20 protein-coding genes are annotated in these 25863 nt (G+C 66.4%); 9 read left to right on the forward strand and 11 right to left on the reverse strand.

What is annotated here, in order from left to right:
- The first annotated feature begins 91 nt into the window (after positions 1-91).
- From E8M01_RS31200 to E8M01_RS31225, 6 genes are read left to right on the forward strand one after another with little or no spacing between them, the layout of a single operon-like run.
- A complete protein-coding gene (locus E8M01_RS31200) occupies positions 92-1216 on the forward strand; it encodes a D-alanyl-D-alanine carboxypeptidase family protein (RefSeq protein ID WP_246088498.1) in 1125 nt (374 codons plus the stop codon).
- Positions 1213-1896: a dTMP kinase gene (gene tmk / locus E8M01_RS31205; RefSeq protein WP_136963721.1), complete on the forward strand. Its 684-nt coding sequence runs from the start codon at positions 1213-1215 to the stop codon at positions 1894-1896. Before E8M01_RS31200 ends, tmk begins: the two co-directional genes overlap by 4 nt.
- Positions 1896-2942 (forward strand): DNA polymerase III subunit delta', encoded by a 1047-nt coding sequence (locus E8M01_RS31210; RefSeq protein WP_425467757.1) that lies wholly within the window; start codon positions 1896-1898, stop codon positions 2940-2942. The genes tmk and E8M01_RS31210 overlap by 1 nt, the downstream gene beginning before the upstream one ends.
- 23 nt (positions 2943-2965) lie before the next feature.
- Positions 2966-4513: a methionine--tRNA ligase gene (metG, locus tag E8M01_RS31215; RefSeq protein ID WP_136963723.1), complete on the forward strand. Its 1548-nt coding sequence runs from the start codon at positions 2966-2968 to the stop codon at positions 4511-4513.
- Positions 4513-5310 carry a TatD family hydrolase gene (locus tag E8M01_RS31220; RefSeq protein ID WP_136963724.1) on the forward strand — a complete coding sequence of 266 codons (798 nt, stop codon included), beginning with the start codon at positions 4513-4515 and terminating at the stop codon, positions 5308-5310. Before metG ends, E8M01_RS31220 begins: the two co-directional genes overlap by 1 nt.
- Before the next feature lie 9 nt (positions 5311-5319).
- Complete coding sequence (locus E8M01_RS31225; RefSeq protein WP_136963725.1) at positions 5320-6120, forward strand: MBL fold metallo-hydrolase; 801 nt, start codon at positions 5320-5322, stop codon at positions 6118-6120.
- A 382-nt stretch (positions 6121-6502) separates the two neighbouring features.
- Here the strand turns inward: E8M01_RS31225 and E8M01_RS31230 are convergent, their stop codons facing one another.
- On the reverse strand, positions 6503-6778 hold the full coding sequence (locus E8M01_RS31230) for a metal-sensitive transcriptional regulator (protein ID WP_136963726.1): 276 nt from the start codon (positions 6776-6778) through the stop codon (positions 6503-6505).
- Between the two features lie 82 nt (positions 6779-6860).
- Between E8M01_RS31230 and E8M01_RS31235 the strand changes: the two genes are divergently transcribed.
- Positions 6861-9275 (forward strand): heavy metal translocating P-type ATPase, encoded by a 2415-nt coding sequence (locus E8M01_RS31235; RefSeq protein WP_136963727.1) that lies wholly within the window; start codon positions 6861-6863, stop codon positions 9273-9275.
- A 13-nt stretch (positions 9276-9288) separates the two neighbouring features.
- On the opposite strand, the gene E8M01_RS31240 is transcribed toward E8M01_RS31235, so the two are convergent.
- The 6 genes from E8M01_RS31240 to E8M01_RS35810 form a co-directional block, all read right to left on the reverse strand.
- Positions 9289-11097: a flavin-containing monooxygenase gene (locus E8M01_RS31240; RefSeq protein WP_136963728.1), complete on the reverse strand. Its 1809-nt coding sequence runs from the start codon at positions 11095-11097 to the stop codon at positions 9289-9291.
- 92 nt (positions 11098-11189) lie between these two features.
- Entirely contained in the window at positions 11190-12470 is a 1281-nt protein-coding gene (locus E8M01_RS31245; RefSeq protein WP_136963729.1) for an aminotransferase class III-fold pyridoxal phosphate-dependent enzyme, read from the reverse strand.
- 87 nt (positions 12471-12557) lie between these two features.
- Positions 12558-13982 carry an amidase gene (locus E8M01_RS31250; RefSeq protein WP_136963730.1) on the reverse strand — a complete coding sequence of 475 codons (1425 nt, stop codon included), beginning with the start codon at positions 13980-13982 and terminating at the stop codon, positions 12558-12560.
- 162 nt (positions 13983-14144) lie between these two features.
- On the reverse strand, positions 14145-15731 hold the full coding sequence (locus E8M01_RS31255) for an ABC transporter substrate-binding protein (RefSeq protein ID WP_136963731.1): 1587 nt from the start codon (positions 15729-15731) through the stop codon (positions 14145-14147).
- 351 nt (positions 15732-16082) lie between these two features.
- Positions 16083-16727 carry a TetR/AcrR family transcriptional regulator gene (locus E8M01_RS31260; protein WP_136963732.1) on the reverse strand — a complete coding sequence of 215 codons (645 nt, stop codon included), beginning with the start codon at positions 16725-16727 and terminating at the stop codon, positions 16083-16085.
- Between the two features lie 275 nt (positions 16728-17002).
- Complete coding sequence (locus tag E8M01_RS35810; RefSeq protein WP_281287823.1) at positions 17003-18529, reverse strand: calcium-binding protein; 1527 nt, start codon at positions 18527-18529, stop codon at positions 17003-17005.
- Between the two features lie 368 nt (positions 18530-18897).
- On the opposite strand from E8M01_RS35810, the gene E8M01_RS31270 reads away from it, so the two are divergent.
- Positions 18898-20148, forward strand: coding sequence for an IS701 family transposase (locus tag E8M01_RS31270; RefSeq protein WP_246088499.1), 1251 nt, complete (start codon positions 18898-18900; stop codon positions 20146-20148).
- 992 nt (positions 20149-21140) lie between these two features.
- Here E8M01_RS31270 and E8M01_RS31275 read toward each other — a convergent pair.
- Positions 21141-21533: a cupin domain-containing protein gene (locus E8M01_RS31275; RefSeq protein WP_136963734.1), complete on the reverse strand. Its 393-nt coding sequence runs from the start codon at positions 21531-21533 to the stop codon at positions 21141-21143.
- 34 nt (positions 21534-21567) lie between these two features.
- Positions 21568-22707: a Bug family tripartite tricarboxylate transporter substrate binding protein gene (locus E8M01_RS31280; protein WP_170182148.1), complete on the reverse strand. Its 1140-nt coding sequence runs from the start codon at positions 22705-22707 to the stop codon at positions 21568-21570.
- A 414-nt stretch (positions 22708-23121) separates the two neighbouring features.
- Between E8M01_RS31280 and E8M01_RS31285 the strand changes: the two genes are divergently transcribed.
- Entirely contained in the window at positions 23122-24186 is a 1065-nt protein-coding gene (locus tag E8M01_RS31285) for a Bug family tripartite tricarboxylate transporter substrate binding protein (RefSeq protein WP_136963736.1), read from the forward strand.
- A 500-nt stretch (positions 24187-24686) separates the two neighbouring features.
- Here the strand turns inward: E8M01_RS31285 and E8M01_RS31290 are convergent, their stop codons facing one another.
- Together E8M01_RS31290 and E8M01_RS31295 are read right to left on the reverse strand one after the other, a co-directional pair.
- The gene (locus E8M01_RS31290; protein ID WP_425467758.1) at positions 24687-25130 is read right to left on the reverse strand and encodes a GNAT family N-acetyltransferase; all 444 of its coding nucleotides are present in this window, start codon (positions 25128-25130) and stop codon (positions 24687-24689) included.
- Positions 25131-25173: 43 nt separating this feature from the next.
- Positions 25174-25785: an HD domain-containing protein gene (locus E8M01_RS31295; RefSeq protein WP_246088500.1), complete on the reverse strand. Its 612-nt coding sequence runs from the start codon at positions 25783-25785 to the stop codon at positions 25174-25176.
- Positions 25786-25863: the final 78 nt, after the last annotated feature.

Below are 25863 nucleotides of genomic sequence, written 5' to 3' on the forward strand. Positions count from 1 at the left end.
GCAGGGCAAGACGCGGGCAGAGCGGAACGGACGACAGCGAAGGCCTGGATGGCGCCGATGGGCCATTGCGCTGGCCTTCGCGACATTGGCCTTGAGCACGGCCAAGGCCCAGGACGCGTTCCAGACCACGGTGCGCAACGCGATTCTCATCGATGTCGGCACCGAGTCGGTGCTGTTCGAGAAGGCCGCCGACGAGCTCCAGGCGCCGGCCAGCCTCGCCAAGCTGATGACCATGTCGATCGTCTTCGAGGAGATGCGCCAGGGCCGCCTGCCGCTCGACCAGGAGGTGGTGATCAGCACCGATGCCTGGCGGCGCGGCGGAGCCCCGTCGCGCACATCCTCGATGTATGTCGCGGTCAATTCGCGGGTCAGGGTGCAGGATCTGCTGCGCGGCGCCATCATCCAGTCCGGCAACGACGCGTCGATTGCGCTGGCCGAGGCGATTTCCGGCACCGAGGCCAATTTCGTCGTGCTGATGAACAAGCGCGCCCGTGACCTCGGCCTCGTCCGTTCGGTGTTCCGCAATGCCACGGGCCTGCCGGATCCGGACCAGCGCATGACCGCCCGCGAGGTCGCAAGGCTCGCCGAACACATCATCAAGACCTTCCCGGAGCAATATGCCGTTTATGCCGAGCGCGAGTTCACCTGGAACAATATCCGCCAGCAGAACCGCAACCCGCTGCTCGGCACCTATAACGGCGCCGACGGCCTGAAGACCGGCTATATCGAGGAGGCCGGCTTCAACCTGGCCGGCTCGGCGGTGCAGAGCAACCAGCGGCTGATCGTCGTCGTCCTGGGCGCCCGCTCGCTGCAGGAGCGCACCAACGAGGCACGCAAGCTGCTCGACTGGGGCTTCCGCTCGTTCGAACTGCGCGACCTCTTCGCCGAGAGCGAGACCCTCGGCGATGTCAGGGTGTTCGGCGGCGCCTCGGCCACCGTGCCGGTGACCGCCGGCAAGCTGGTGCGGCTGCTGCTGCCGCGCGGCCAGTCCGACCGCGTCTCGGCGCAGATCGTCTATCAGGGGCCGGTCAAGGCGCCGGTCCGCCAGGGCACCGAGATCGGCAAGCTCAGGGTCATGCGCGGCGCCCAGCTCGCCCTCGAAGTGCCCGTTTATGCCGCCGCCGACGTCGAAGTCGGCTCGCTCAGCCAGCGCGCCATGCAAGGGGCCTGGGAAGCGGCGTCGGGCTGGCTGCGTTCAGGGATCGCCCGGCCGTGACCGACAATCCGTCAACCGGGGAACCGGCCCGCCGCGGCCGGTTCATCACCTTCGAAGGCGGCGAGGGCGCCGGCAAGTCGACGCAGGCGCGCCTGCTCGCCGAATGTCTCGGCAGCCACGGCATCCATGCCGTGCTGACCCGCGAGCCGGGCGGCTCGCCGGGCGCCGAGATCATCCGCCATGTCCTGCTGAGCGGCGCAGCCGAGCCGTTCGGGCCGGAGGCCGAAACCATTCTGTTCGGCGCGGCCAGGCGCGATCACCTGACCTCGACCATCCTGCCGGCGCTCACCCGCGGCGACTGGGTGATCTGCGACCGTTTCGCCGATTCGACCCGGGTCTATCAGGGGCTCGCCGGCAAGGTCGACCCCGATTTCATTCTCGCCCTGGAACGCCTGACGGTCGGCGCCGACCGGCCGGACCTGACCCTGGTGCTCGATCTGCCGCCGAAGATCGGGCTCGCCCGGGTCGCCAGCCGCCAGCAGGGCACGCTCGACCGGTTCGAGCGCGAGGGCGTCGCCTTCCACACCAAGCTGCGCCAGGGCTTCAAGGCGCTGGTCCAGGCCGAACCGGAGCGCTGCCGGCTGATCGACGCGACCCGGGACAAGCACGTGGTCGCCGCCGAGATCCGCGACCTGGTGCTGACCCGGTTCGACCTGCCGGCACGGCTGGTGGCGTCATGATCGAGGAAAATGCCGCCGATCGCCTGGATGGCGCGCCGCACCCGCGCGAACGCAGCCTGCTGATCGGCCATGGCGAAGCCGAGCGTGGCCTGTTGGAGGCCTATCGCGGCAAGCGCATGCACCACGCCTGGCTGATCAGCGGACCGCAGGGCATCGGCAAGGCGACGCTCGCCTATCGTTTCGCCCGCTTCGTCCTGGCCCATCCCGACCCGCGCGCGATCCCGCCCGCTGTCGCCGATCTCGCCGTCTCGCCCGACCATCCGGTGGCGCGTCGCATCGTCGCCGGTGCGCACCCGGACCTGCTGGCGCTCCGGCGCATCGCCGAGGCCGGCAAGGACAAGATCCCGCAGGATATTTCGGTCGGTGCCATGCGCGACATCGTGCGCTTCTTCGGCTCGACGGCGGGTGAGGGCGGCTGGCGCATCTGCCTGGTCGATGCCGCCGACGAACTCAACCGGTCCAGCGCCAATGCGCTGCTGAAGCTCCTGGAGGAACCGCCGCCGCGCTCGCTGTTCCTGATCGTCGCCCATATGCCGGGCCGGCTCCTGCCGACCATCCGCTCGCGTTGCCGGACCTTGACGCTGGCGCCGCTCACCGAGGACGAGGTGGTCCAGGGGCTCGCGAGCTTCGACACGGTCAAGGTGCCGGTCGAGGAGGCCCGTGACCTCGCCCGGCGCTCGGAGGGCAGCCTGCGCCGCGCGCTCGAGATCGCCGAGGGCGGCCAGGCCAGCTTTGCCGCGGCGGTCGAAGCCGAGCTCGCCCGCTTGCCGGCCACCGATCCGCAGGCCCTGCACGCGCTCGGCGACAAGCTGGCGCGCCGTGACGACGCCATGTTCGACCTGTTCCAGCGCGCCGTGACCGACCACATCCATTCAACCGTCAGGGCCGAGCTCGGCGCCGGCGCCCGGCGCCTTGCACCGCTTTCCGAGGTATGGGAGAAGATCGACATAGCCGCGGCGCAGGTGCGGACGTTCAATCTCGAACGCAAGCCCTTCGTTTTCCAGGTTTTCGGCTGGCTCGCCGAGGCTGGCCGGCGACGGACCTGACCCCAAAGCATTGATCGATCATCATGGCGAAGCCGCGCTTCTACGTCACCACCGCTATCTCCTATCCGAACGGCGTGCCGCATATCGGCCATGCCTATGAGGTCATCGCGACGGACGCCATCGCCCGCTTCATGCGCCATGACGGCCATGACGTGTTCTTCCTGACCGGCACCGACGAGCACGGCCTGAAGATGATGCAGACCGCCGCCCGCGAGGGCCTGACGGCGCGCGCGCTGGCCGACCGCAATGCCGAGGCGTTCCGCGCCATGGCCAAGGCGCTGGCCATTTCGAACGACGATTTCATCCGCACCACCGAACCGCGCCACTACCGCGCGAGCCAGGCCATCTGGGAGGCCATGGTCGCCTCCGGCGACATCTATCTCGGTGGCTACGAGGGCTGGTATTCGGTTCGCGACGAGGCCTTCTACGGCGAGGACGAGACCTCGGTCGGGCCTGACGGCGTGCGCGTCGGCGGGCAGGGCACGCCGGTGGAATGGACCAAGGAGGAGACCTATTTCTTCCGGCTGTCGAAGTACCAGGACAAGCTCCTCGCCCATTATGAGGCTCATCCCGACTTTGTCGGCCCGGATACCCGCTTCAACGAGGTCATCAGCTTCGTCAAAGGCGGCCTGACCGACCTGTCGGTGTCGCGCACCACCTTCGACTGGGGCGTGCCGGTGCCGGGCTCGGACGGCCACGTGATGTATGTCTGGGTCGATGCCCTGACCAATTACATCACCGCCCTCGGCTACCCCGATGTCGACAACCCGCAGTGGGCGCGCTGGCCGGCCGACCTGCACGTCATCGGCAAGGACATCGTGCGCTTCCACGCGGTCTATTGGCCGGCCTTCCTGATGTCGGCCGGCATTGCCTTGCCCAAGCGCGTCTATGGCCACGGTTTTCTGTTCAACCGCGGCGAGAAGATGTCGAAATCCCTTGGCAATGTCGTCGACCCCTTCGCCATGGCCGAAGCTTATGGCGTCGATGCCATGCGCTATTTCCTGCTGCGCGAAGTCGCCTTCGGCAATGACGGCTCCTATTCGCACGAGGCGATCGTCGCGCGCACCAATGCCGATCTCGCCAATGATCTCGGCAATCTGGCGCAGCGTTCGCTGTCGATGATCGCCAAGAACTGCGACGGCGTGCTGCCGAAGCCCGGCGCGCTCAGCGACGAGGACAAGGCGATCCTGGCCCAGGCCGACGCGATGCTCGCGCCCTCGCGCGAAGCCATGGCGAGCCAGCAGATCCACCGCTATCTCGAAACCGTCTGGGCGGTCGTCTCGGAAGCCAACCGCTATTTCGCCGGCCAGGCGCCCTGGGCGCTGCGCAAGACCGATTTCGCGCGCATGGAAACGGTGCTCTATGTCACCGCCGAGATCATCCGCAAGGTCGCCATCCTGGCCCAGCCGGCGGTACCGTTGGCGGCGCCCAAGCTGCTCGACCTGCTTGCCGTGCCGGCCGACGCGCGCGACTTCGCCGATCTCGACACGGCGCTGACGCCCGGCATCAGCCTGCCGGCGCCGGAAGGCGTGTTCCCGCGCTATGTCGACAAAGCCGACGAGACGGCCTGATGTGGGTCGACAGCCACTGCCATCTCGACTTTCCCGAACTCGCGGTCGATCACCGCGCGCTGCTCCAGCGCGCCGTGACGGCGGGTGTCGGAACCGTCGTGACCATCAACACGCGGGTGCGCCGCTTCGAGGCGATCCGCGCCATCGCCGAGGCCCATGACGGGGTCTGGTGTTCGGTCGGCACCCATCCGCACAATGCCCATGAGGAGCTCGACGTCACCGCCGGCGAGCTGGTGGCGCTGGCCGCCCATCCCAAGGTCGTCGCCATTGGCGAAGCCGGCCTCGACTACCACTACGACCTGTCGCCGCGCGCAGCCCAGGAACAGGGTTTCCTGACCCATATCGCCGCCGCCCGCGAAACCGGCCTGCCGCTGGTCATCCATGCCCGCGAGGCCGACGACCGCGTCGCCGAGATCCTGACCCGGGAAATGGCCAAGGGCGCCTTCAAGGCGGTGCTGCACTGTTTCACCGGCTCGGAAGAGTTGGCGCTGACCGGCGTCGCGCTCGGCCTCTATGTGTCGTTTTCCGGCATCGTCACCTATAAGAGCGCGGCCGAACTGCGCCGGATCGCCGCGCTGCTGCCGGCCGACCGCATCCTGGTCGAGACCGATGCGCCTTATCTCGCGCCGGGCAAATACCGCGGCAAGACCAATGAGCCGTCCTTCGTGGTCGAGACCGGCAAGGTGGTCGCCGAGGCGCGCGGCGTCGGCGCCGAGGACTGGGCGCGGCAGACGACCGATAATTTCTACCGCCTGTTCGCCAAGGCCGACCGCGGTCAGCGCCTCGAGGCAGCGTAGGGCCGATCCATGACGCTGACCCTGACCATTCTCGGCTGCGGCTCCTCCGGCGGCGTGCCGCGTGTCGGGCAGGGCTGGGGTGCCTGCGACCCGGCAAACCCCAGGAACCGCCGCCGCCGCTGCGCGCTGCTGGTCGAGCAGACCGGGCCGGGCGGCGTCACCAGCGTGCTGGTCGATACCGGCCCGGACCTGCGCGAACAGTTGCTCGATGCCGGCGTGACCCGGCTCGACGGCGTCATCTATACCCATGACCACGCCGACCATACCCATGGCATCGACGATCTCCGGCCGCTCGCCCTGAACATGCGCCGGCGCGTCGAGGCCTATGCCGACGAAGCGACCTATGCGACCCTCATGGCCCGCTTCGGTTATTGTTTCGCCTCGCCCGCCGGCAGCGACTATCCGCCGATCATCAACCTCAATCCGCTGGTTGCCCATCAGCCGCTGGCCATCGAGGGGCCGGGCGGCGCAATTGTCGCCGTGCCCTTCCCGGTCATGCATGGGGCGCCCTACAAGGCGCTCGGATTTCGCTTTAATAACACAGTGTATTGCCCTGATATCAATATATTATCGGATGAATCTTCACGTTATTTCGAGGCCTGCGAGCTGATCATGCTCGATGCGCTTCGCTTCACCCGTCACCCCACCCATCTGAGCGTCGACGAGGCGCTGGCGCTGATCGAGCGGTTCAAGCCGGCCCGGACGATCCTGACCAATCTGCACTCGGATCTCGACTACCAGACGCTCGCCGCGCGGCTGCCCACCGGAATCGTGCCGGCCCATGACGGCATGACCGTCACGGTCGAGTAGGGCCGGGCGCCGCCACTGCACAGTGATTATCACCGGTCGATTTCGGTGCGGACAAGTCGTGGATGCCCGGGACAGGCCCGGGCAAGACGATGTGTGGGCCTCACGCCGTCCTGGGCCACGGCACGCGTCGTGTGGCGGTAGATCCAGCGCACCCCTCGAAGGCACTTCTCGTCTTGGCCGGGCTTGTTCCGGCCATCCACGACTTCACCCCTATTGCACATAGAGAACGGCCATTCGGGGTGCGCGTCGCCTCGATTTTATCGTTTCCGCCTGGGGTCCATCAGCGCAACGCCGGCCAACCGGATGACCACCACCAAAAAAGCACGCGAAAGGCTTCGCCGTGCCTGTCCGGCCAAAGGCTCATAACCTCTGCGCAGCGGTACTACGCCTGGACGCGCCTGAACACATCCATCAACTCGGCCACCTTGCGCCGCTGCTCGTCCTTGTCGCCGGACGCGATGGCATGTTCGACGCAATGGCCGACATGGTCCTTCAGCACCTCTTCCTCGACCCGCTTCAAGGCGGCGCGGACCGCCGAGATCTGGGTGACGATATCGATGCAGTAGCGGTCCTCGTCGACCATGCGGGCGATGCCGCGCACCTGGCCTTCGATCCGGCTGAGCCGCTGCTGACAAGAGGTTTTGGTGTCACTTTGCATGCTTGCCATATACCCCATGCGGGTATATGGGACAAGTCGGCATATACCCCCTATGGGTAGCAGAGCAGAGAGAGGCGAGGGCATGGCCACGCATGATCATCACCCCCACCAGAAGCCGGGCGGCAGCTGCTGCAGCGACAATCCGGGCGGCCATGATCACGCAAGCCACGGTCATGCCTCCCATGGCCAGCCGAACGCCGCGCACCTGGTGAAGGATCCGGTCTGCGGCATGGATGTCGATCCCGCGACCTCCAGGCACCGGGCCGAGCATGCCGGCAAGACCTATCATTTCTGCTCGGCCGGCTGCCGCGCCAAGTTCGAGGCCGATCCCATGCGCTATCTGGCGCCGGACCAGGCGGCGCCCGCCGCGCCGGTCCCGGACGGCACCGTCTATACCTGCCCGATGCACCCGGAAATCCGCCAGATCGGCCCCGGATCCTGCCCGATCTGCGGCATGGCGCTGGAGCCGGATATCGTCACCGCCGATAGCGGCCCCAATCCGGAACTCGCCGACATGAACAGGCGCTTCTGGATCGGCCTGGCGCTGACGCTGCCGGTCTTCCTGCTCGAGATGGGCAGCCATCTGGTGCCGGCCTTGCACCATCTCGTGCCGCCCGCGACCTCGATCTGGATCCAACTCGCCCTGGCGACGCCGGTCGTGCTCTGGGCCGGCTGGCCATTCTTCGTCCGCGGCTGGCAGTCGCTGGTCACCCGCAATCTCAACATGTTCACCCTGATCGCCATGGGAACCGGGGTTGCCTGGCTCTACAGCCTCGTCGCCAGCCTGGCACCCGGCATCTTTCCGGCGGCCTTCCGTGCTGCCGACGGCACCGTCGCGGTCTATTTCGAGGCCGCCGCCGTCATCACCGTCCTGGTCCTGCTTGGCCAGGTGCTGGAGCTGCGCGCCCGCGAGCAGACCTCCGGCGCGATCAAGGCGCTGCTCAATCTCGCCCCCAAGACCGCGCGCCGCATCGGTCCTGACGGCACCGAGGCAGAGATAGCGCTCGATCTCGTCGCGGTCGGCGACCGGCTGCGCGTCCGGCCCGGCGAGAAGGTACCAGTCGACGGCCGGGTCGCCGAGGGCCGCTCGGCGATCGACGAGTCCATGGTCACAGGCGAATCCATGCCGGTGACCAAGGGCGAGGGCGCCGCCGTCATCGGCGGCACGCTCAACCAGTCGGGTGGCCTGGTGATCACTGCCGAAAAGATCGGCCGCGACACCATGCTGGCACGCATCGTCCAGATGGTTGCCGAGGCCCAGCGCTCGCGCGCGCCGATCCAGCGGCTCGCCGACACGGTCGCCGGCTGGTTCGTGCCGCTGGTCATCGCGGTGGCGGCCGCGGCCTTCGTCGCCTGGGCGCTGGTCGGACCGGAACCGCGGCTGGCCTATGGCCTGGTCGCCGCCGTCGCGGTGCTGATCATTGCCTGTCCCTGTGCGCTTGGCCTTGCAACGCCCATGTCGATCATGGTCGGCGTCGGCCGCGGCGCCGGCCTCGGCATCCTCATCAAGAATGCCGAGGCGCTGGAGCGGCTCGAGCGCGTCGACACGCTGGTCGTCGACAAGACCGGCACGCTCACCGAAGGCAAGCCGGCGGTGACCGCCATCGTGCCGGCCGAAGGTTTTGCCGAAGCCGACATCCTGCGCCTTGCGGCGGCCGTCGAAAGGGCCTCGGAACACCCGCTGGCGCTCGCCATCGTCAAGGCTGCCGAGGGCAGGGGCCTCGCCCTGCCGCCGGTCAGCGGCTTCGATTCGCCAACCGGCAAAGGCGCCAAGGGCATCGTCGAGGGGCAGGCCGTCGCGATCGGCAATGCCGCCTTCCTGGCCAGCGAAGGGATCGACCTCGGGCCGGCCGTGGCCGCAGCCGACAGCCTGCGCCAGGACGGCGCCACCGCGATCTTCATTGGCGTCGGCGGCCGGATCGCCGGCACCATCGCCATTGCCGATCCGGTCAAGCCGACCACGCCGGAGGCCTTGAAGAGCCTCAGGCAAGCCGGTCTGCGCATCGTCATGCTGACCGGCGACAACCGGGTCACGGCCGAGGCCGTGGCGCGCCGGCTCGGCATCTCCGAGGTCGAAGCCGACGTCCTGCCGGACCAGAAGAGCGCCGTGGTCGAGCGCCTGAAGCGTGAAGGCCGGGTCGTGGCCATGGCCGGCGACGGCGTCAACGACGCGCCGGCGCTGGCCGTCGCCGATGTCGGCATCGCCATGGGCCATGGCACCGATGTCGCCATCGAAAGCGCCGGCGTGACGCTGCTCAAGGGCGACCTCAACGGCATCGTCAAGGCACGCCAGCTGTCGCGCGCGACCATGGCCAATATCCGCCAGAACCTGGTCTTCGCCTTCATCTACAACGCCGCCGGCGTACCGATCGCCGCCGGCGTGCTCTATCCGGTCTTCGGCATCCTCCTGTCGCCGATCATCGCCGCGGCCGCCATGGCGCTGTCGTCGGTCAGCGTCATCGGCAACGCGCTGCGGCTGCGTGTCGAGCGGCTGTGAGGGCGGCCAATGGTCAATGCTCCTGGTAGCTTGATCCCAGCCCCCTGGGGTCGTGCACCGGCGTCTCCAGGCCTTCCAGCCGAGCCTTGAGCTGCAGGGCCAGGAGTTTCGAATAGAACCGGGCCTGGTGCAGGTTCCCGCCATGCATCCAGAGCGCGTCCTGGCGCGTCGGTTTCCACATGTTGCGGAGTTCGCCGAGCCAGGGTCCGGGATCGCGCCGGGTGTCGGAGCCGAGCCCCCAGACGTGGCCGACCTTGGCCGCGACCGCGGGCGAGATCAGCTGTTCGAGCCATCGCTCCATCGGATCGAAGCCGGTGGCGTAGACGATCAGGTCGGCGGCAAGGAAGGAGCCGTCGCTCAGCGTCAGTCCATCCCTAGCGAGGCGCTCGACCTGAACGCCGCTCTTCAGCTTGACACGGCCGTCGATGATCAGTTCGGAGGCGCCGACATCGATGTAATAACCCGAGCCGCGACGCAGGTACTTCATCGACAGGCCGGTGTCGTCCTCGCCGAAGTCGAGCAGGAAGCCCGCCCGTTCGAGGGCGTCGTAGAACCCGGAATCGTGCTTGCGGATGTCGATATAGACCGCCTTCTGGGCCTCTGCCATGACGGCATAAGGGCGCGACGCATAGGTGAAGTCGGCCTTGTCGGTGGTGATGCCGGCGGCCAGCGCTTCTTCGGAATAGAGCTTGCTGGACAGGAAGCTCCTGAGCGTCTCGGCGCGGACGACAGTGGTCGAGGAGCGCTGCACCATGGTGACGTCGGCGCCGTGCTCCCAAAGGTCGGCGCAGATGTCGTGGGCCGAATTGTTCGAGCCGATCACCACGCAGCGCTTGCCTTTGAAGGCTTCGCCCGAGCGATAGGCGCTCGAATGATGGGCAAGGCCGGCGAAGGCCTCCTGGCCGCGATAGTGCGGCACGGCCGGAGGGCCGGACATGCCGGTCGCGACGACCAGGTGTTTCGGTTTCAGGATCACCGTTTCGCCCTGACGCTCGACGGTGACGGTCCATTCGCCGCGCTCGTCGTCATAACGGGCAGCCGTCGCCGCCGAGGCGCTCCAGTAGTCGAGCTCCATGATGGAAACATAGGCCTCGATCCAGTCGGCCATCTTGTCCTTGGGCGTGAAGACCGGCCAGTGATCGGGAAACGGCAGGTAGGGCAGGTGAATGTTCCAGACCGGGTCATGCAGGCAGAGCGACTTGTAGCGTTCGCGCCAGGCGTCGCCGGGACTGGGATGCCTGTCGACGACGAGCGCCGGAACGTTCAGCATCTTCAGGCGTGCCGCAAGCGTGACGCCGCCCTGGCCTCCGCCGATGATCAGGCAGTAGGGCTGGACCTCGCTGCCGAGGGTGGCGGCCGCCTCCCGCCGGTCGTCCGACCAGGTCTTCCGGCCGCTCACGGCGCCGTGCTGCACGCCCTTCGCCCGCAGCGCTCCGCGCTTCTCCTCGAACCCCTTGAGCTCGAGCATGCAGGTGAACAGGGTCCAGCACAGGCCGTCGCGCAGCCGCAGGTGGCCGCGGCAGACCGCGACCCTGGTCTCGAACCGGAACCACGCCTCGGTGACGCCGGCAGCGTCCGTCCTCGGCTCGCCCTCCAGGCTGAACGAGGCGGGCACGCTGGCCGGAAGACAGCGCTCCAGCATGCGCTCGACCTCTGGCTTGCCTTCGAGCGTGACGAGCGACCAGGTCAGCGCCACGAGATCGCGCCAATAGCAGTGCGGCTCGAACAGCGCGAGCGTTCCGGCGTGATCGGCCGCCGCGAGGCGTTCGGCGAAAGTCGCGAGCCACCGTGTGACCTGCTGCGATGGCTCGGTATCGGTCATCGGAAATGTCCTCGATTGTCGGTGCAGCCCGAGCTCCCACACGGCTATCCATGGCCCTGTGAGACACCCGCCCGGTCGAACGTCAGGCGATGCTATCGGCGCTGAGCGAGGCGCTGAAGCAGGCGTTCGTTCGGTTGGGCGGGCAGCGAGGGCAGGGCGTTCTTCAGCTCGGCGAAAGCCCGGTCGGTGATCTCCAGCGTGTCGTCGACGTCGGCTGGTGTCATCGCCGCGCAGCAGAACATGTTGTGATAGGGGTGCATATAGACGCCGAGCCGGGCCGCCGTGCCGGTCCAGAACGAACCTTTGCGCATGTCGGGATCGTCGTCGAACAGGATCAGCGGCATCTGCGCCGGCCCGGTCTGCCGCACCGGGATCCCGTGCCGCCGGGCCTGTTCATCGATGCCGTCTCTCAGGCGGTCGGCAACCGCGACGATCCGCTCGAGATAGTCGGTCGACCGAATCGCGTTGAGCGTCGCGATCGCCGCGGCCATCGGCACGGCGGAGAACCAGAAGGACCCCGTCACATAGATCGAGGAGGCCGCCTGCCGCGCCTTGTCCGAACCGAGCAGGGCGGAGATCGGATGGCCGTTGCCGAGCACCTTGCCCCAGGCACTGAGGTCAGGCGCAACGCCATGGACCGCCCAGCTGCAGTCGCGCGACAGCCGGAACCCGGTCCTGACCTCGTCGATGATCAGCAGCGCGTCGGCTTCGTCGCACAGGCGCCGCAGGCCGGTGGCGTATTCCGCCGATGGCAGGAACTGGTCGGCGAAGACCTCGTGGCGGAAGGGTGTGGCGAAGACACCGGCAACGTCGCCTTCGGCGCTCCGGAAAGCCGCCTTGGCGCTGTCCAGGTCGTTGTAGTCGAAGGTGATGATATGAGCGCGGTCTTCAGGGACGATGCCCTTCAGGCTCGGCGTGTTCCAGGGCGACGCGCCGTGGTAGGTGCTCCTGGCGACGAGGATCTTCTTGCGGTCGCGATAGGCCCTGGCGGTGACCATGGCCATGCTGGTGGCGTCGCTGCCGTTCTTGCAGAATATCGCCCAGTCGGCATGCGAGATCATCGACACGAAATCCTCGGCAAGCACCACCATGGCCTCGGAGGGACCTGTCATGGTGTCGCCCTCGGCGGCCTGGGCCGCGGCCGCGGCCTCGACGGCCGGATGGCGATAGCCCAGCAGATTGGGCCCGAAGGCGCACATGTAGTCGACATAGCGGTTGCCGTCGCAGTCCCAGAGATAGGCACCGTCGGCCCGCGCGAAATATTGCGGAAAGGTGTCGGGAAGCAGTGCGGCCGACTCATGGCCATACATGCCGCCAGGGATCACCAGTCGGGCGCGCTCGCGCAGTTCGGCATCCCTCGAGTTTCGTCTCATGGCTTCCTCGCGCGGTTTGAAGGTTGATGGGCGTCGGCACGGCCAGGTGGCGCAATCAGATGTGATGAGGCAGCGCCGCGGTCCCGGTCAGGCTGCCCTGGCCAGATCCGGGCGCCGGCGGTGCATCGGCACGGCGGCCTCGAAGGCTGCCGCCGCCTGCAGCACGCCGAGATCATTGAAACGGCGGCTGACGATTTGCAGGCCGACCGGAAGTCCCGCACGGGTCGTTCCGCAGGGGATGCTCGCGGCTGGATGGCCCGACATGTTGAAGGGATAGAGAAATTCCGACCAGGCGAGCCAGTCCCAGGCATGGTCGGGCCAATGCGCCGGCCGCACCCGCTCGACGGGGAAGGCGGCGACCGAAGCGACCGGCGTGATCAGATAGTCCCAGGTCTCGAGAAAGGACGACATCTGCGCCACATAGGCGAACTTGCGCTCGCGCGTGTCGATGTACTCGGCCGACGAGAAATTCGCCCCCTCGCGGATGCAGGCGACGAGGTCCGCGCCCATCCGGTCCTCCCATTCGGGCAGCAGATGGCTGCGCCGGCCCCATAGAGCCGCCCAGAAGAAGCGGCCGAGTTCGGGCCCGAGCGGCCCCCAATCCGGCGTCACCTCCTCGACATCGGCCTGAAGCGTGTCCGAGAACACCCGCGCCGCGCCGCGGACGATATCGGCGATCTCGTCATCGACCCGCGCGTGGCCGAGGTCCGGGCTGAAGGCCACGCGCTTGCCCTTCATCGAGGCCTTGAGCTTGGCGAGATAGGCGTCGGGCGGCGCTTCGCAGGACGTGTGGTCGAGAAAATGCGGGCCGGCCATCGTTTCCAGCATGAGCGCGGCATCGGCGACCGTGCGCGTCATCGGGCCGATGAAAGTGGCATAATCATTGTTGGAGACCGGGGCATAGGGGACGCGCCCATAGGTCGGCTTGAGCCCGAACACGCCGCAGAAATGCGAGGGCATGCGGATCGAGCCGGCGCCGTCCGAACCGAGATGCAGCGGGCCGAAGCCGGCCGCGGCCGCGGCTCCGGCGCCGGCCGAGGAGGCGCCGGCATTGAGACCGCGTCCCCAGGGGTTGTGGGTGATCCCGGTGACCGGGTTGCGGCTGATGCCTGACCAACCGAGCTCCGACATCGTCGTCTTGCCGATGATCACCGCGCCGGCGCGGCGCAACCGCTCCACCACGATGTTGTCGGTGGCGGCGACAGGCCCTTTGAGCGCGAGCGTGTTGGTCGCGGTTTCCTGGCCGGCGACGTCGAAGGCATCCTTGATGGTGACCGGAATGCCCTCCAGCGGACCGGCTTCGCCGCTGCGCAGGCGTCGGTCCGACTGGCTGGCCGAGGCCATCGCCGCCTCGCGCATGATGACGGAAAAGGCGTTGATATCGGGATTGACGGCGTCGATCCGGTCGAGCACCGCCTTCACCACCTCGGTCGGCGCGCTGTCTCCGCGGGCATAGCGTTGGCTCAGATCGGCGGCGGTGGCAAAGCCGGCGTCAGCGTGAAGATTGGTCATCGTTCTCTGTCCCGGCTGCCCCGGCAGCGCTTGAGGAAGGGCCCGGCGGCAAGCGGCCGGGCGCTGGTGATGGAGGGGGCGGATCCGCTCCGGCATGGCGACGCGCCGAAGCGGTGGGAAGGACGGCCGACCCGCCGGACAGGCCGGCCGGTCGGCCCGATGTCAGTCCTTCGTCACATTGTAGAACTGGGCGAAACCGACCGGCACGTTGCGCAGCCGCTGATTGTAGGCGGTTGGCTGGGCGAAATAGCCAAGCGGCAGATAGGGCGTGTCCTGGAAGGCCTGAGCCTGGATCTCGCGCACGAGGCGGTTCTTGTCCTTCTCGTCTTGCGCCGACAGGAAGGCGTAGCGCAGGGCTTCGACCTTCTCGCTCGTCGGCCAGCCGAAGGTTCCGGCGCGCCCGATGCCGCGCAGATAGGTATGCGTCGCCGGATTGATGGTCGTTGCGCCCGGGACATAGTTGCACCAGGCGCTCCAGCCGCCCTGGTCGGGCGGGCGCTGCGAGGCGATGCGCTGGAGCACCGTGCCCCAGTCGGATGTATAGTAGTCGACGTTGAGGCCGATCTTTTTGAACATGTCGGCGGCGACCAGGCTCATGGAATTGAGCGCATGGAGATCGGTCGGAACCACGAAGACGATCCGCTCGCCCTTGTAGCCGGCCTTGATGAGATCGTCCTTGGCCTTGGCGTAGTTCGGGGCCCCGGCGAAGACCTCCATGCCGGCGTCGTTCGCCAGGGGCGATTCGGGAAGAAAGAAGCCGACATTGTCCTTCCAATAGGCCTTCTCCGTGCCCATCACCCCGGTCATATAGTCCGACTGGTTGATCGCCGAGAGGATGGCCCGGCGGATCGCCGGATTGTCGAAAGGCGGCACCAGATGGTTGAGGCGGATCATCGCCAGATAGCCGCCGGTGTCCTTGATCTCGACCTTGAGGTTGCGCCGGCGCTGGAGCAGCGGAATGAGGTCCGGCGTCGGCTGCTCCCACCAGTCGACCTCGCCCGCCTGGAGCGCTGCCGCCGCGGTCGCGGGATCCGGCAGGACGCGCCAGACGACGCGATCGACATGGGCGACCTTCGGCCCGGCCATGAAGCTGGCGGTGCCCGATGACCTCGGCACATAGCCTTCGAAACGCTTGTAGACGACCTGGGAGCCGACCACCCGTTCCGCGGGGACGAACTGGAACGGGCCGCTGCCGACCATTTCGGTGACCTGCTCGGTACCGGGCCTGAGCGCCAGGCGCTCCGGCATGATCGGGCATATTCCGGAAGGCTTGCCCAGCGCATAGGCGAGCAAGGGGAACGGCTGCTTGAGGTCGAAAACGAGGGTCTTGTCGTTCGGTGTCGACAGCTCGGCCGTGGCGTTGCGCAGGTCGCCGCCGAACACGTCGCGGTTCCACCAGCGCACGATGCTGGCCGCTGCGTCCCTGGCGCGAACCGGTTCGCCGTCATGGAACTTCAAGCCGTCGCGCAGCGTGACGGTCCAGCGCAGGCCTTCCTTCTCGATGACATGGCCGGCGGCCATCTGCGGCTGCAGTTCGAATTTCTCGTCGACGCCATAGAGCGTGTCGAAAACCATGAGACCGTGGTTGCGCGTCACCAGGCCCGTGGTCTGCACGGGATCGAGCAGGGTCAGGTCGGATTGCGGGACGAAAGTGATGGTCTTGTTGCTCTGGCCCCAGGCGACGCCCGGCGCGGCAATGCCGGCCGAGACTGCGGATGCTGCTGCCTTCAGGAAGTCACGACGTTTCATAACGGCCCCTCTGCTGTGCGAGACGTGATGGTTCTCGGTGGCGGTTGATCCGCTTCTGATAGCCCCATGACGCTAGTGATAAATAATTCGGCTATCAAGGACCGATTCACGCTGCCAGCCAGATCGGCCCGCGGCGACCTGCGGCGGCAGATCCGCTGCGACGGCGGAGAAAACACTCAGAAATCATTGAATATTTCGGAGCGAGCGAAACGTCTGACGGCAAGAGGTGCCGTCAGAGGGGCCCATCCGGAAAATACCTTATGATAGAAACTTTGAATATGCAGGAACGGTCTCGCGACCACAGCACTTGCCGTGGACGCACAGTTGCAGCCGGCCGTCAGGCTGGTGTGATCAGCTTTGGCGCCGGCCCACGACCTCGGGGAGATAGCAGCGCAGATAGGCGATCGCCGCGCGGATGGACTCGCTCAGATAGCGGGGAGTGATCTGCCGATGCAGGCTGTAGGACATCGCCCAGATGCCGTCGACCAGCGCGATCGAGACGGCGACCCTGTCTTCCAGATCCGGAAGGTTCGGCATGTCGAAGGTCGCCCGGAGATAAGCCGCCCTGAGGCGGGCCAGCTCGGCATTGCCGTTCAGGTCGGTGTTCCTGACCTCGACGCTGACGCCGGCCCCCATGAAGAGCCGCAGGGCCGCGGGATTGGCGTTGAGATAGGCCGATCCGTGCCTCTGGCGGTTGGCGATGTAGTCCTGCCAGGTATCCGGCGGCGGCTCGATCAGGACCCGGGCCGAAGCCCCGAGCTCGGCATGATAACGCCGGGCCAGGGCGACGAAGGCGGCGTTCCGATTGGGAAAGAAGTGATAGACCGAGGCGAGCGGCACGCCCGCGCGGTCGGCGATTTGGGCCAGGCTGATGTCCTCGTCGACCAGCTCGGCGAGCAGATCGGCGGTCGCGTCGAGCAGCAAGCCGAAGCGTTCGAGCCCGCGCTTTCGCATGGGGGCGCGATGGGTCGAGCTCAAATTCTTGCTTTGGTCCATGTGGGCTCGCTTGCGAGGGGCCTGACCGGCCACTGAGCATATGCAAGAAACGCCAGCCTGCCGCAACGCAGCCGGCGTTCGCGAGCCGCACCCGTGGCGTCGCGGCCATGGCCGGCGGCAGCATCGCCAATGATCCGAGAGGCTTGGCCAGAACCGCTCAACTGCCTTGTGGAGCCCAAAAAAATGCCGCCGAGGGCCCTGGCCCTCGGCGGCTGTATGTTCGCACCAAGACAATCCCCGTTCCGGACGAACCGGAACGGGGGTGCAGTGCCTTGTCAGACGACCAGGAAATCCGCGTCCGTCAGCTCCAGGCCAGGCGCCAATTCAGCGAATTGCTGCGCCTCGCCGGCACCGTTGCCGTCCGCGTCATAGAGCAGCGCGCCAGTGTCCTGGTTGTAGATGATGCGGTCGTCGGCATCGACAGCGGCGGAGCCGATGTGGAAGGCAGCCGAGTCGAGCTGTCCCGCACCGCCCAGGTTCGCGAAGACGGCCTGATCGAGGTGGAACACGTCGTTCCCGACCGAGAAGTCGGTGACCGTGTCGATCCCGCCGGCATTGGCCACGAAAATATCGTTGCCCGCACCGCCGGTCAGCGTGTTGTCGCCGTCGCCGCCGTCGAGTGTGTCGGCACCCCGGCCACCGTTCAGGACGTCGTTGCCCGCACCGCCATTGAGCGTGTCGCGGCCCGCGCCGCCGAGCAGGGTGTCGTCACCCGCGCCGCCGGTGAGCGTGTCATGCCCGCCGCCGCCGTTCAGCCTGTCGTTGCCGGCAAGGCCGCTCAACTGGTCGTTGCCGGCGAGGCCACGGATGATGTCCGCGCCGGTGGTGCCCTCGAGGGTGTCGTATCCCCAGGTCCCCGAGATGGTCTTGCCCGGTTCGGGCGTGGGCTGCTCGATCACCGGCGGCTCGGTCACCGGCGGCTTGATCACCGGCGGCTCGGTCGTCGGCGGCTCGGTCGTCGGCGGCTCGGTCGTCGGCGGCTCGGTCACCGGCGGCTCGGTCACCGGCGGCTCGGTCGTCGGCGGAGGGGCCGTGGCGCCCCCGTCGGCGGTATTGTGATCGAGAAAGACCTGCTGCAGTTCGGGCGAGGTCGACAGCGCCGTGTCGCCGTTCTGGCTTTCCCAGTGATAGACGTAGTCGAAAGCCGGATTGGGGACGAACTTGGCCCATTCATTGATGATGTTCTTGGCTTCTTCGGCCGTCGGCATGACATACTGCCCGCCTTGGTCGTTGGTCCAGCCACCGCCACCAAAGGCCTGATAGATCGGCACCATCTTCTCGATCGGAATGCCCGCCGCCTCGGCGGCGGCGACAGCCTTGCCGATCATGCTGTAATCGACCTCACCACCGTTGCCCGACCGCACCGGATAGGGGTCGATGCCGTAATAGTCGATGCCGGTATTGGCGGGGTTGTAGGTGTTCATGAAATCAGGCTGTTCCGACCAGCCCATGTCCATCAGGGTAATGTAGGTCGAGGCGCCCGGCACATTGGCGTGAATCCAGTCCGATTCGGCCTTCAGATCCTCGGCCGTCACCAGCGGACCCCACTGGCCGGTCGGGTCGGGCTCGTCAACGAGATAGAAGCCCTCGAGCTTCGGATGTCCAATGTAAGGCGTTACCTTGTCAATGAATTCCTGAGTAACGCCATTGCCTTCGTCCAGCCAAACCAGGCCTTTAACGCCATCTGGTAAGGCATTGAGTTGGTCCAGCGATTGTACATCCGCCAGATTGAACCCAACTTTTCCTGCAGCATACTGACCATTGTCGTCAATACCGCCACCCGCAGTGTAATGAAGTGTCATGTTTGGCATGTCCTTTTTGTTCATTTACCCAGCACGGCACTTCTCGTTGCCATCGATGGCGAGAATTTGTCATCTTGGTGTTAATTCACAGCCTACTTTGGTAGTTTGACCGGTCGCGAGCCGCCCGTGGCAGGCGCCGCGGGCAGGGCGTACGCCATTGCCCGGCCCGCACCGGGCCTGCCAATGACCGCCGATTCCGTCGCTGGAGTGGCCGGCGCCGGCGCCTCCGGGCAGCCGTCGTCGCAGGTGTCGCCGCGCTGATCCGGGCGCCGCGAATGGCGAATCCGGGTCGTCCTACTCTGGCAGATTGACGGGATCTTAGGGCTTCGAGGCCAAGGCTGCGCTCCGATCGGGAGCGGAGCGGCGGCATGCAGCGGGCGACGGAATGGGACGAGCATCAGCAGGTCTGGCTGGCGCCGTTCCTCGCCGCCTTGAGGCACAAGGCGCGGCGGCGGATGCTGCCGCTCTATGTCTCCGGACTGATCGGCCCGGGCGAGCGCAAGAGCATGCAGCCGATGGCGAGCCGGCTGGCGGCCGGGGATTATGACCAGCTGCACCATTTCGTCGCCGCCGGCCTATGGGACGAAGCGCCGCTCGAGGCCGAGCTGCTGGTCCAGGCCGACAAGCTCGTTGGCGGCGGTGACGCGGTCCTGGTGATCGGCGACACGGCGCTGCCCAAGAAGGGCAAGCACTCGGTCGGCGTCGCCGCGCAATATGTCCCGGCGCTGGGCAAGAGCGCCAATTGCCAGACCCTGGTGTCTTTGGCGCTGGTCCGCGGCGACGTGCCCGTCACGGTGGCGCTGCGCTTGTTCCTGCCCGAGAACTGGGCGAGCCATCCGGACCGGCTCGAGCGGGCAGGCGTTCCCGCCGCCTGTCGCGCTCACCGGACGAAACCGGCGATCGCGCTCGCCGAGCTCGACCGCCTGCTGGCCGGCGGCGTCCGTTTCGGCTGTGTGCTCGCCCATCCCGGCTACGGCCTCAGCGCATCGTTCCGCCGTGGCTTGACCGAGCGCGGCCTGGCCTGGGTGGCCGGCATTTCCCGTCATGAAAAGGTCCAGGCGCCAGATCTCCCGCCGCTGTCCGCCGAAGCCATGCTGGCTGAAGCCGAAGCGCGGGACGACAGCCGGCACGGCGGCCGGAAGGGCCCGCTGCAGGTTCGCTTTGCCGCGGTCCGTGTGCGTACCGCCGACAGCCTGTCGCAACGGGAGGACAAGCGGCAGCCGCATGTCCCGGGTGACGACGTCTGGCTCATCGGCGAGCACAGAGCCTCCGGAGAGCGGCGGTACTTTCTCGCCAATCTGCCGCCCGAGACCGATCTGCGCACGCTGGCCCGCATCATCCGGGCCCGCGAGGCCGCCGAGCAGGCCGACCGGCAACTGAAGGACGAGCTCGGCCTCGATCACTTCGAGGGGCGCTCCTGGAGCGGCCTTCACCGCCATGCCCTGATGACCATGATCGCTTTTGCGTTCCTGCAGAGCCGGCATCTCGCGCAGGCCGGACAGGCCAGGAAGAGGCGACGGTCCGCCGCCGCGACCAACCGTCCGCCAGGCCGGCCGGACTCCCATGCCGCGCCGGCCAGTTCAGCTGCGCCGGGGCCGCCGCATGGCGGCGATGGCTGATCGCGCGGCCGCCACTCTCACGATCATTTCGACGCCCGGCACATTTTCGCCGTGGATGTGTCGGACAAGGCCACGGAATTGCCGTGCGGCCGATGCGGCGGCAATTCGATCCTGAGCCATGCGATCGCGATCGAACGAGCATGTCCTGGGGCGAACCATCGAAGATCGCCTCACGATCGGCATCAAGTCCTGGCGTGAAGCAACCGCCGAGCGATCCTCGGGACGGCCAGCGTAGCATTTGCTTTCAATTCTGCTGCTTCGGATAGCGGCAGGATCACTTGCAATCCGACAACATACCCCGCACTCCCGTTAGTCATCGCGATTGAAGGCTCAAGCTTTCAATCATGATCATGCATTGCTGCATCCGCACTCCAACCTAATCCATAGGAACGAATGATCCCGAGCAAGGATCCTAGGAGTTTCAAATGTACAAATTACTCACTTCGGTCGCAGCGCTCTCAATCGCCATGATCAGCACTACCATGGCGCGCCCCCGGCCTCACGGACTGAATGTTCAAACCAGCCGCGTCGTGACAAGTTGTTTCCCGGCCAAATTGCGAAACGCGATAGCAATCCTTCAATCACGAATAGGCCCCATTCAGATTACCTCGGGCTATCGACGATCCCGAGGCATGCACGGCCACTGCATGGCGGTGGATTTCCGACCACTTCGGGTCAGCAACAGGGTCGCATTGCAGGCGATGCGCGGGATTCCCGGGGTCGGCGGCATCGGTTCCTATCGTCGGCGATCAATTCTGCATATGGATGTACGGCATACCCGGATGACCTGGTATCGCTGAACGACGTCGAGGCCAGCCGCAGCCCATGCCGTGGCCCTGCGAGCGTCGCGCCCCCGCCTCGACGCTCGCAGGCTTGTGCCGCTGCCATGGGCGCTGCGGACACGGGCGGGAGAACCGCCGTCCTCCGGCTGGGGCACCCTTCGGCCGGGGAGCAGGCTGACGGTTGGCAGGTCTGCCTGCCTGGCCTCGCAGCTAGGCCTTCTCGTGCGTCCGTGCATGGGTCTCCGCATAGGGCGGCGAATAGATGATCAGAACCTCGACCGGCTGCTCGCTGGTGGCGACAAACGTATGGGGAGCGTCGGCCGGGAAGAAACAGGCATCTCCCGGCCCGAGCTGCATTGTCTGACCGGCGACTTCCGCGACGGCCGCGCCCGACAGCATGTAACAGACCTGCTCAATGCCTGGATGGCTGTGGGGCAGGGCGCCATGGGCCTTCTCGACGCGACCGAGCACGACTTCGAGCTGCGTGGCGCCGACATTTTCGCGACCGATGATGCGGCGATTGACGGTCCCGGTGTGGTTCTTCGGAGAGTAGGGAGCAGGCGATCCGGCCTTGATGAAATAGCTGCGCGTCGCGTCTGTCATGTGCGTCCTTCCTGTAGTGTCTTGCCAAGACCGGTCACTGGGTCTGCGCCAGGCCAACCTCCTTGATGATCACCTGCCAGCGCTCGACGTCGGATTTGACGAGTTGAGCGAAGCTGCCCGTCTCGCGACTGATGAGCTCGAACCCCAATTCTTCGAGCCGCGGCCTGAGCGCGGGCGCCGCAACGGCTTTTGCCAGCGCCTGGCTCAGACGGTCGCGCACGGCTGGTTCCAGACCTGCGGGTGCAAACAGGCCGCACCAGGCAGACAGATTGAACGCCGGCAGACCGGAGGCCGCGACCGTCGGCAGATCGGGCAGGAGCCGGCTCGGTTCTTCGGTCGTGACCGCAAGGGCACGGACCGCGCCCGCACGGACGTGCGGCAGGCCCGTGGTGGCGTCCACGAAGATGTAATTGATCCGGCCGGCGATCAGGTCGGTCATGGCCGCTGGCGTGCCCCTGTAGGGAACCGCAAGCACATCGATGCCGGCGAACCGCGAGAGTGCGGCACCGGCGACCTGGCCCGTGCCATTGCCGTAGGCGTATTGCAGCTTGCCCGGCTCGGCTTTCGCCCGCGCGATCAGCTCGCCAACGGTGCGGACATTGAGCCCGTTCTCCGCGACCAGGATCACCGGAAAGACCCCAACCTGGCCGATCGGCGTGAAGCTGGTCACGGGATCGTAGGTGACGTTCTTGGTCACGAAGGGTGTGATCGAATGCGACGTCGACGTGGTGAAGAGCAGCGTATAGCCGTCGGGATCGGCTCGCCCGACCACGCCTGCGCCGATCGCCGCGTTCACACCCGGTCGGTTGTCGATGACCACGCTGCTGTTGAGCTCAGCCTGCAGCAGCGGCTGAACCAGCCGCGCCACCGTGTCGGTTCCGCTGCCGGCGGGGAAGGGCACCACCATGGTGATCGGGCGATTGGGATAGGACTGCGAAAAGGCTCCTTGCGCGGAGCCCAGCAGGGCCGGGCCGGCGAGGGCCGCGGTGACGAAGCGCCGGCGTGACATTGGTCGGGTGTGAACTGGCGAAGCCTCTGGTGCGGATGTCATCTCCCGGTCCTTTTCTGTGTGTTGAGATTTCGCGGTCGCCTCTCGGACATGCGTGCGGGCCGCTGGCGCTTGGCAAAAATACTCCAGCAGTTCCAATAGGTTTGAGGCCTGCCTGACGAACATCGACCTTAGCAATCCTGGTTCCGGTGACTTTGGCCGAGACGCGAATCCGGCACGCGTCGTGCCGCCTTCAGGTGTGGCCCGGGCTTCATGATGACCGACGTCATATCGATGACCCTCACTCCCGCGGTTGGGTCCATTCATGAATTCATGATATTGCTAATCTGAATCCATGATCATGAATAGTGCGGACGCTCCGACGGGATCATCGGTCGTTAGGCAGAGGGCGCGCGGAGCGGTCTCATAAGTGAGGTGAATGCGAAATCGCCGAGTATATGGACAAATTGGCTAATCTGGCCGCGCCATGGGCGCAGAAGCTTGCTCTGTGGCCTTGTGGCGCTCGACCACGGCTTGCGGGAGCCATTGACCTGTAATCCAAGAATCCGCATTCATGATACACGCATGTGAATTATTGGCATGCCCAGCAAACTCATACCGAACAGAGCGCGACCGTCGCTGAAGCTGCGACCTTCGTTTCCGGAATTTTTGATCCGCAAAGGACGCCATGAGATGATATCCCGCCGCTCGTTTCATATGTTGGCAGCTGGATGGGGTGCGACGGCCTTGTCGCGGCCGGCGTCGGCCAGCACCTTTCCCGACCGAACGATCTCCATTGTTGTGCCGTTCCCGGCCGGCAGCGGCACGGATTCGGTGGCTCGTCTGGTGCAGCCGCTCATGAGCTCAGCGATCGGCGGGTCGATCATCATTGACAATCGCGCCGGCGCCACCGGAACCCTCGCGCCTCAATTCGTCAGCAGGGCGCCGGGAGACGGCTATGCAATCCTCATGGCGACGTCGACGTCGAACATCATTTCGCCCGCTCTCGGGGTGAACAATTCCTACCACCCGATCGACGACTTTGCCCCCGTCGGCTTGATCGGTGTGTTTCCGTTCCTTCTGGCCGTTGGATCGACGTTCCCAGCCACCAACGTGCGGGAGCTGATCGACTATGCCAAGAAGTCGCCGACGCCGCTGCAATATGCCGTCGGCAACGGAACCGGTCTGCTCGCTGGCGCGGCCTTCAAAGAATATGCGGGGATCGACACGACCGCTATTCCTTACCGGGGAACGCCGCCGGCCTTGACCGACCTGATGGCCGGCCGGGTGCAGTACATGTTCGTCGATGCGACAACCGCGCTTTCGCATATTCGCGCCGGCACCATTCGCGCACTCGGCGTCACCACCGCGAAACCGTCCGAACTGCTGCCGGGTGTGCCGCCTGTGGCTGCCGCGGGCCTGCCAAAATTCGATATTGCGGCCTGGTGCGGCCTGTCGGTTCCCAAAGCCACGCCCACGGACGTCATCAGCAAACTGGAGGGCGCGCTTCAGGCGGCGCTGGGCACACAGGGCCTCAGGCAACGAATGGCCGATATCGGGTTCGAGCATATGCCGCTCAACGCCAGCGGCTTTGCAACCTATGTCGCAACCGACTCGGTCAAGATGCGCAACCTCATCGCCGATGCGCGCGTCACCCAGCTCTGACGGCAGACCGTCATTGGCGGGCTCGGCTTTGCGTTCCAGGCAAGGGACGGCAGGTTGAGCCGCCGACGGCTCTGAGGCGGCCGATCCAGATGGCAGCAAGGAAACGCTGGATGTTCGAATGGCGGACGCAGAGCGTCGCGGCTGGCGCCGGAGGCACGATGCGTCAAGCGACGAAGCGGGCTGCGGCCGGCAAGGCGCCGCACAGTTCAAACGCAACGGCCAAGACTATCAAAGAATATCAAATGATCCGAGTGGCTTGGCCTGATGAGCTCAGATGCCAGGGCGGGACCGCAAGGCGCCGCAGGAGCGCCGGGATCGGCTCGCGACGGCCATTTCCTCGATCTGTTTTGGTTCCATAATATGTCTTATGCGAATCAGAGATAGGCCGGCGCCCACCTCTTCTCACTCACCGGCCGTCGAAAGATGGCCGGCGCTTTTCGACAAAGGCTGCGATGTCTTCGCGGCCATCGCGACGCGCCATGGCACCAACCGTCCGCCTTCTATCGCGACAGCGAGAGGACGTTCAGACCGGCGACGTTCTCCTCGATCTGGCGCCAGCCCAGCGACATGTAGAACGGTGCCTTGTCGGGTGTGGCGCAGAGATAGAGCATGCCGATGCCGGCCTCGAATGCCCTGGTCGCCGCGGCCTTCACCAGGGCCGCTCCGATGCCTTGCCGGCGATGCTCCGGGTCGACCCACAGCGCCGCGATCCAGGGGCTGTATTGAGGCCGTTCGTCCATGTCGCTTTCGATCAGCGACACGGTTCCGACAAAGCGCTCGCCACTGGCCGCGATCAGAGCGCACGGGATCGGCCCGGCCCCGAGGCTTTGCCCGACACGGTCGTCGATCTCGGCGAGCGCATGCCCCTCATCGCGCCACCATGCCTTCCAGATGCGATCGGAAACCGCCTCGCGGAAATGCGGCTGCTCGGCCAAGGTGGTCATCCGGACGGCGGGGTCGGTCATGGTCACGGCGGTGGTTCATCCTTCAAGGCGCATCGCCCTGGCCGCCCCCGGCGAGCCGCCGCAGCGACAGCGCGATGTTCGCGCGCGCCTGCTGCTCATAGGCCTGGTGGAACGCAGCCGTGCGGAAAATCCTCGCGCGCTCCAGGAAGCCGCGCAGCACGCGCGACCGGCCGAGCACCCAGGTGGCGTCGTCGACCCAGCCATATTCTTTGCGGGTCGCCTGTTCATAGGCGTCGAATACGGCCGGCGGCGCGCCGAGAATGGCGAGATCCATGTCCAGGAACAGCATGGCGTCGGCGCGCGCGGCCGGCTCGGCGAAATCAGGCGGAACATGGGTCGCCGTCGCCGTGATCATGCTGGCGATACGATCGAGGCGCAGCGGGTCGCAGGCCCCCTTGAGCCGGTCGCGCGCCAGATCGGCGCTTTTGGCCTCGTTGTCGGTGCGGCGGCTGTCATAGATCGCGTCATGGAACCAGATCGCGGCTTCGACGGCCTCGCGATCGGCCAGCGCCGCGCAATGCGCCTCGGCCAGACCGAGCAGGGCCTTCACATGGGCCATGCCGCGATAGAACCTGTCCGGCGCGCCATAGAGGCCGGCGAGCATCCGGCGCGTCGCATCGTCGACCAGGGTCACGGCTCGCTCTCCTCATGGGGATCGCAGCACCCTGCCCGATCCGGGCTTTGTCCCGGCGGCCCGGATGTCCTGGTGGCC

It is taken from the genome of Phreatobacter stygius, assembly GCF_005144885.1.
Lineage (GTDB): Bacteria > Pseudomonadota > Alphaproteobacteria > Rhizobiales > Phreatobacteraceae > Phreatobacter > Phreatobacter stygius.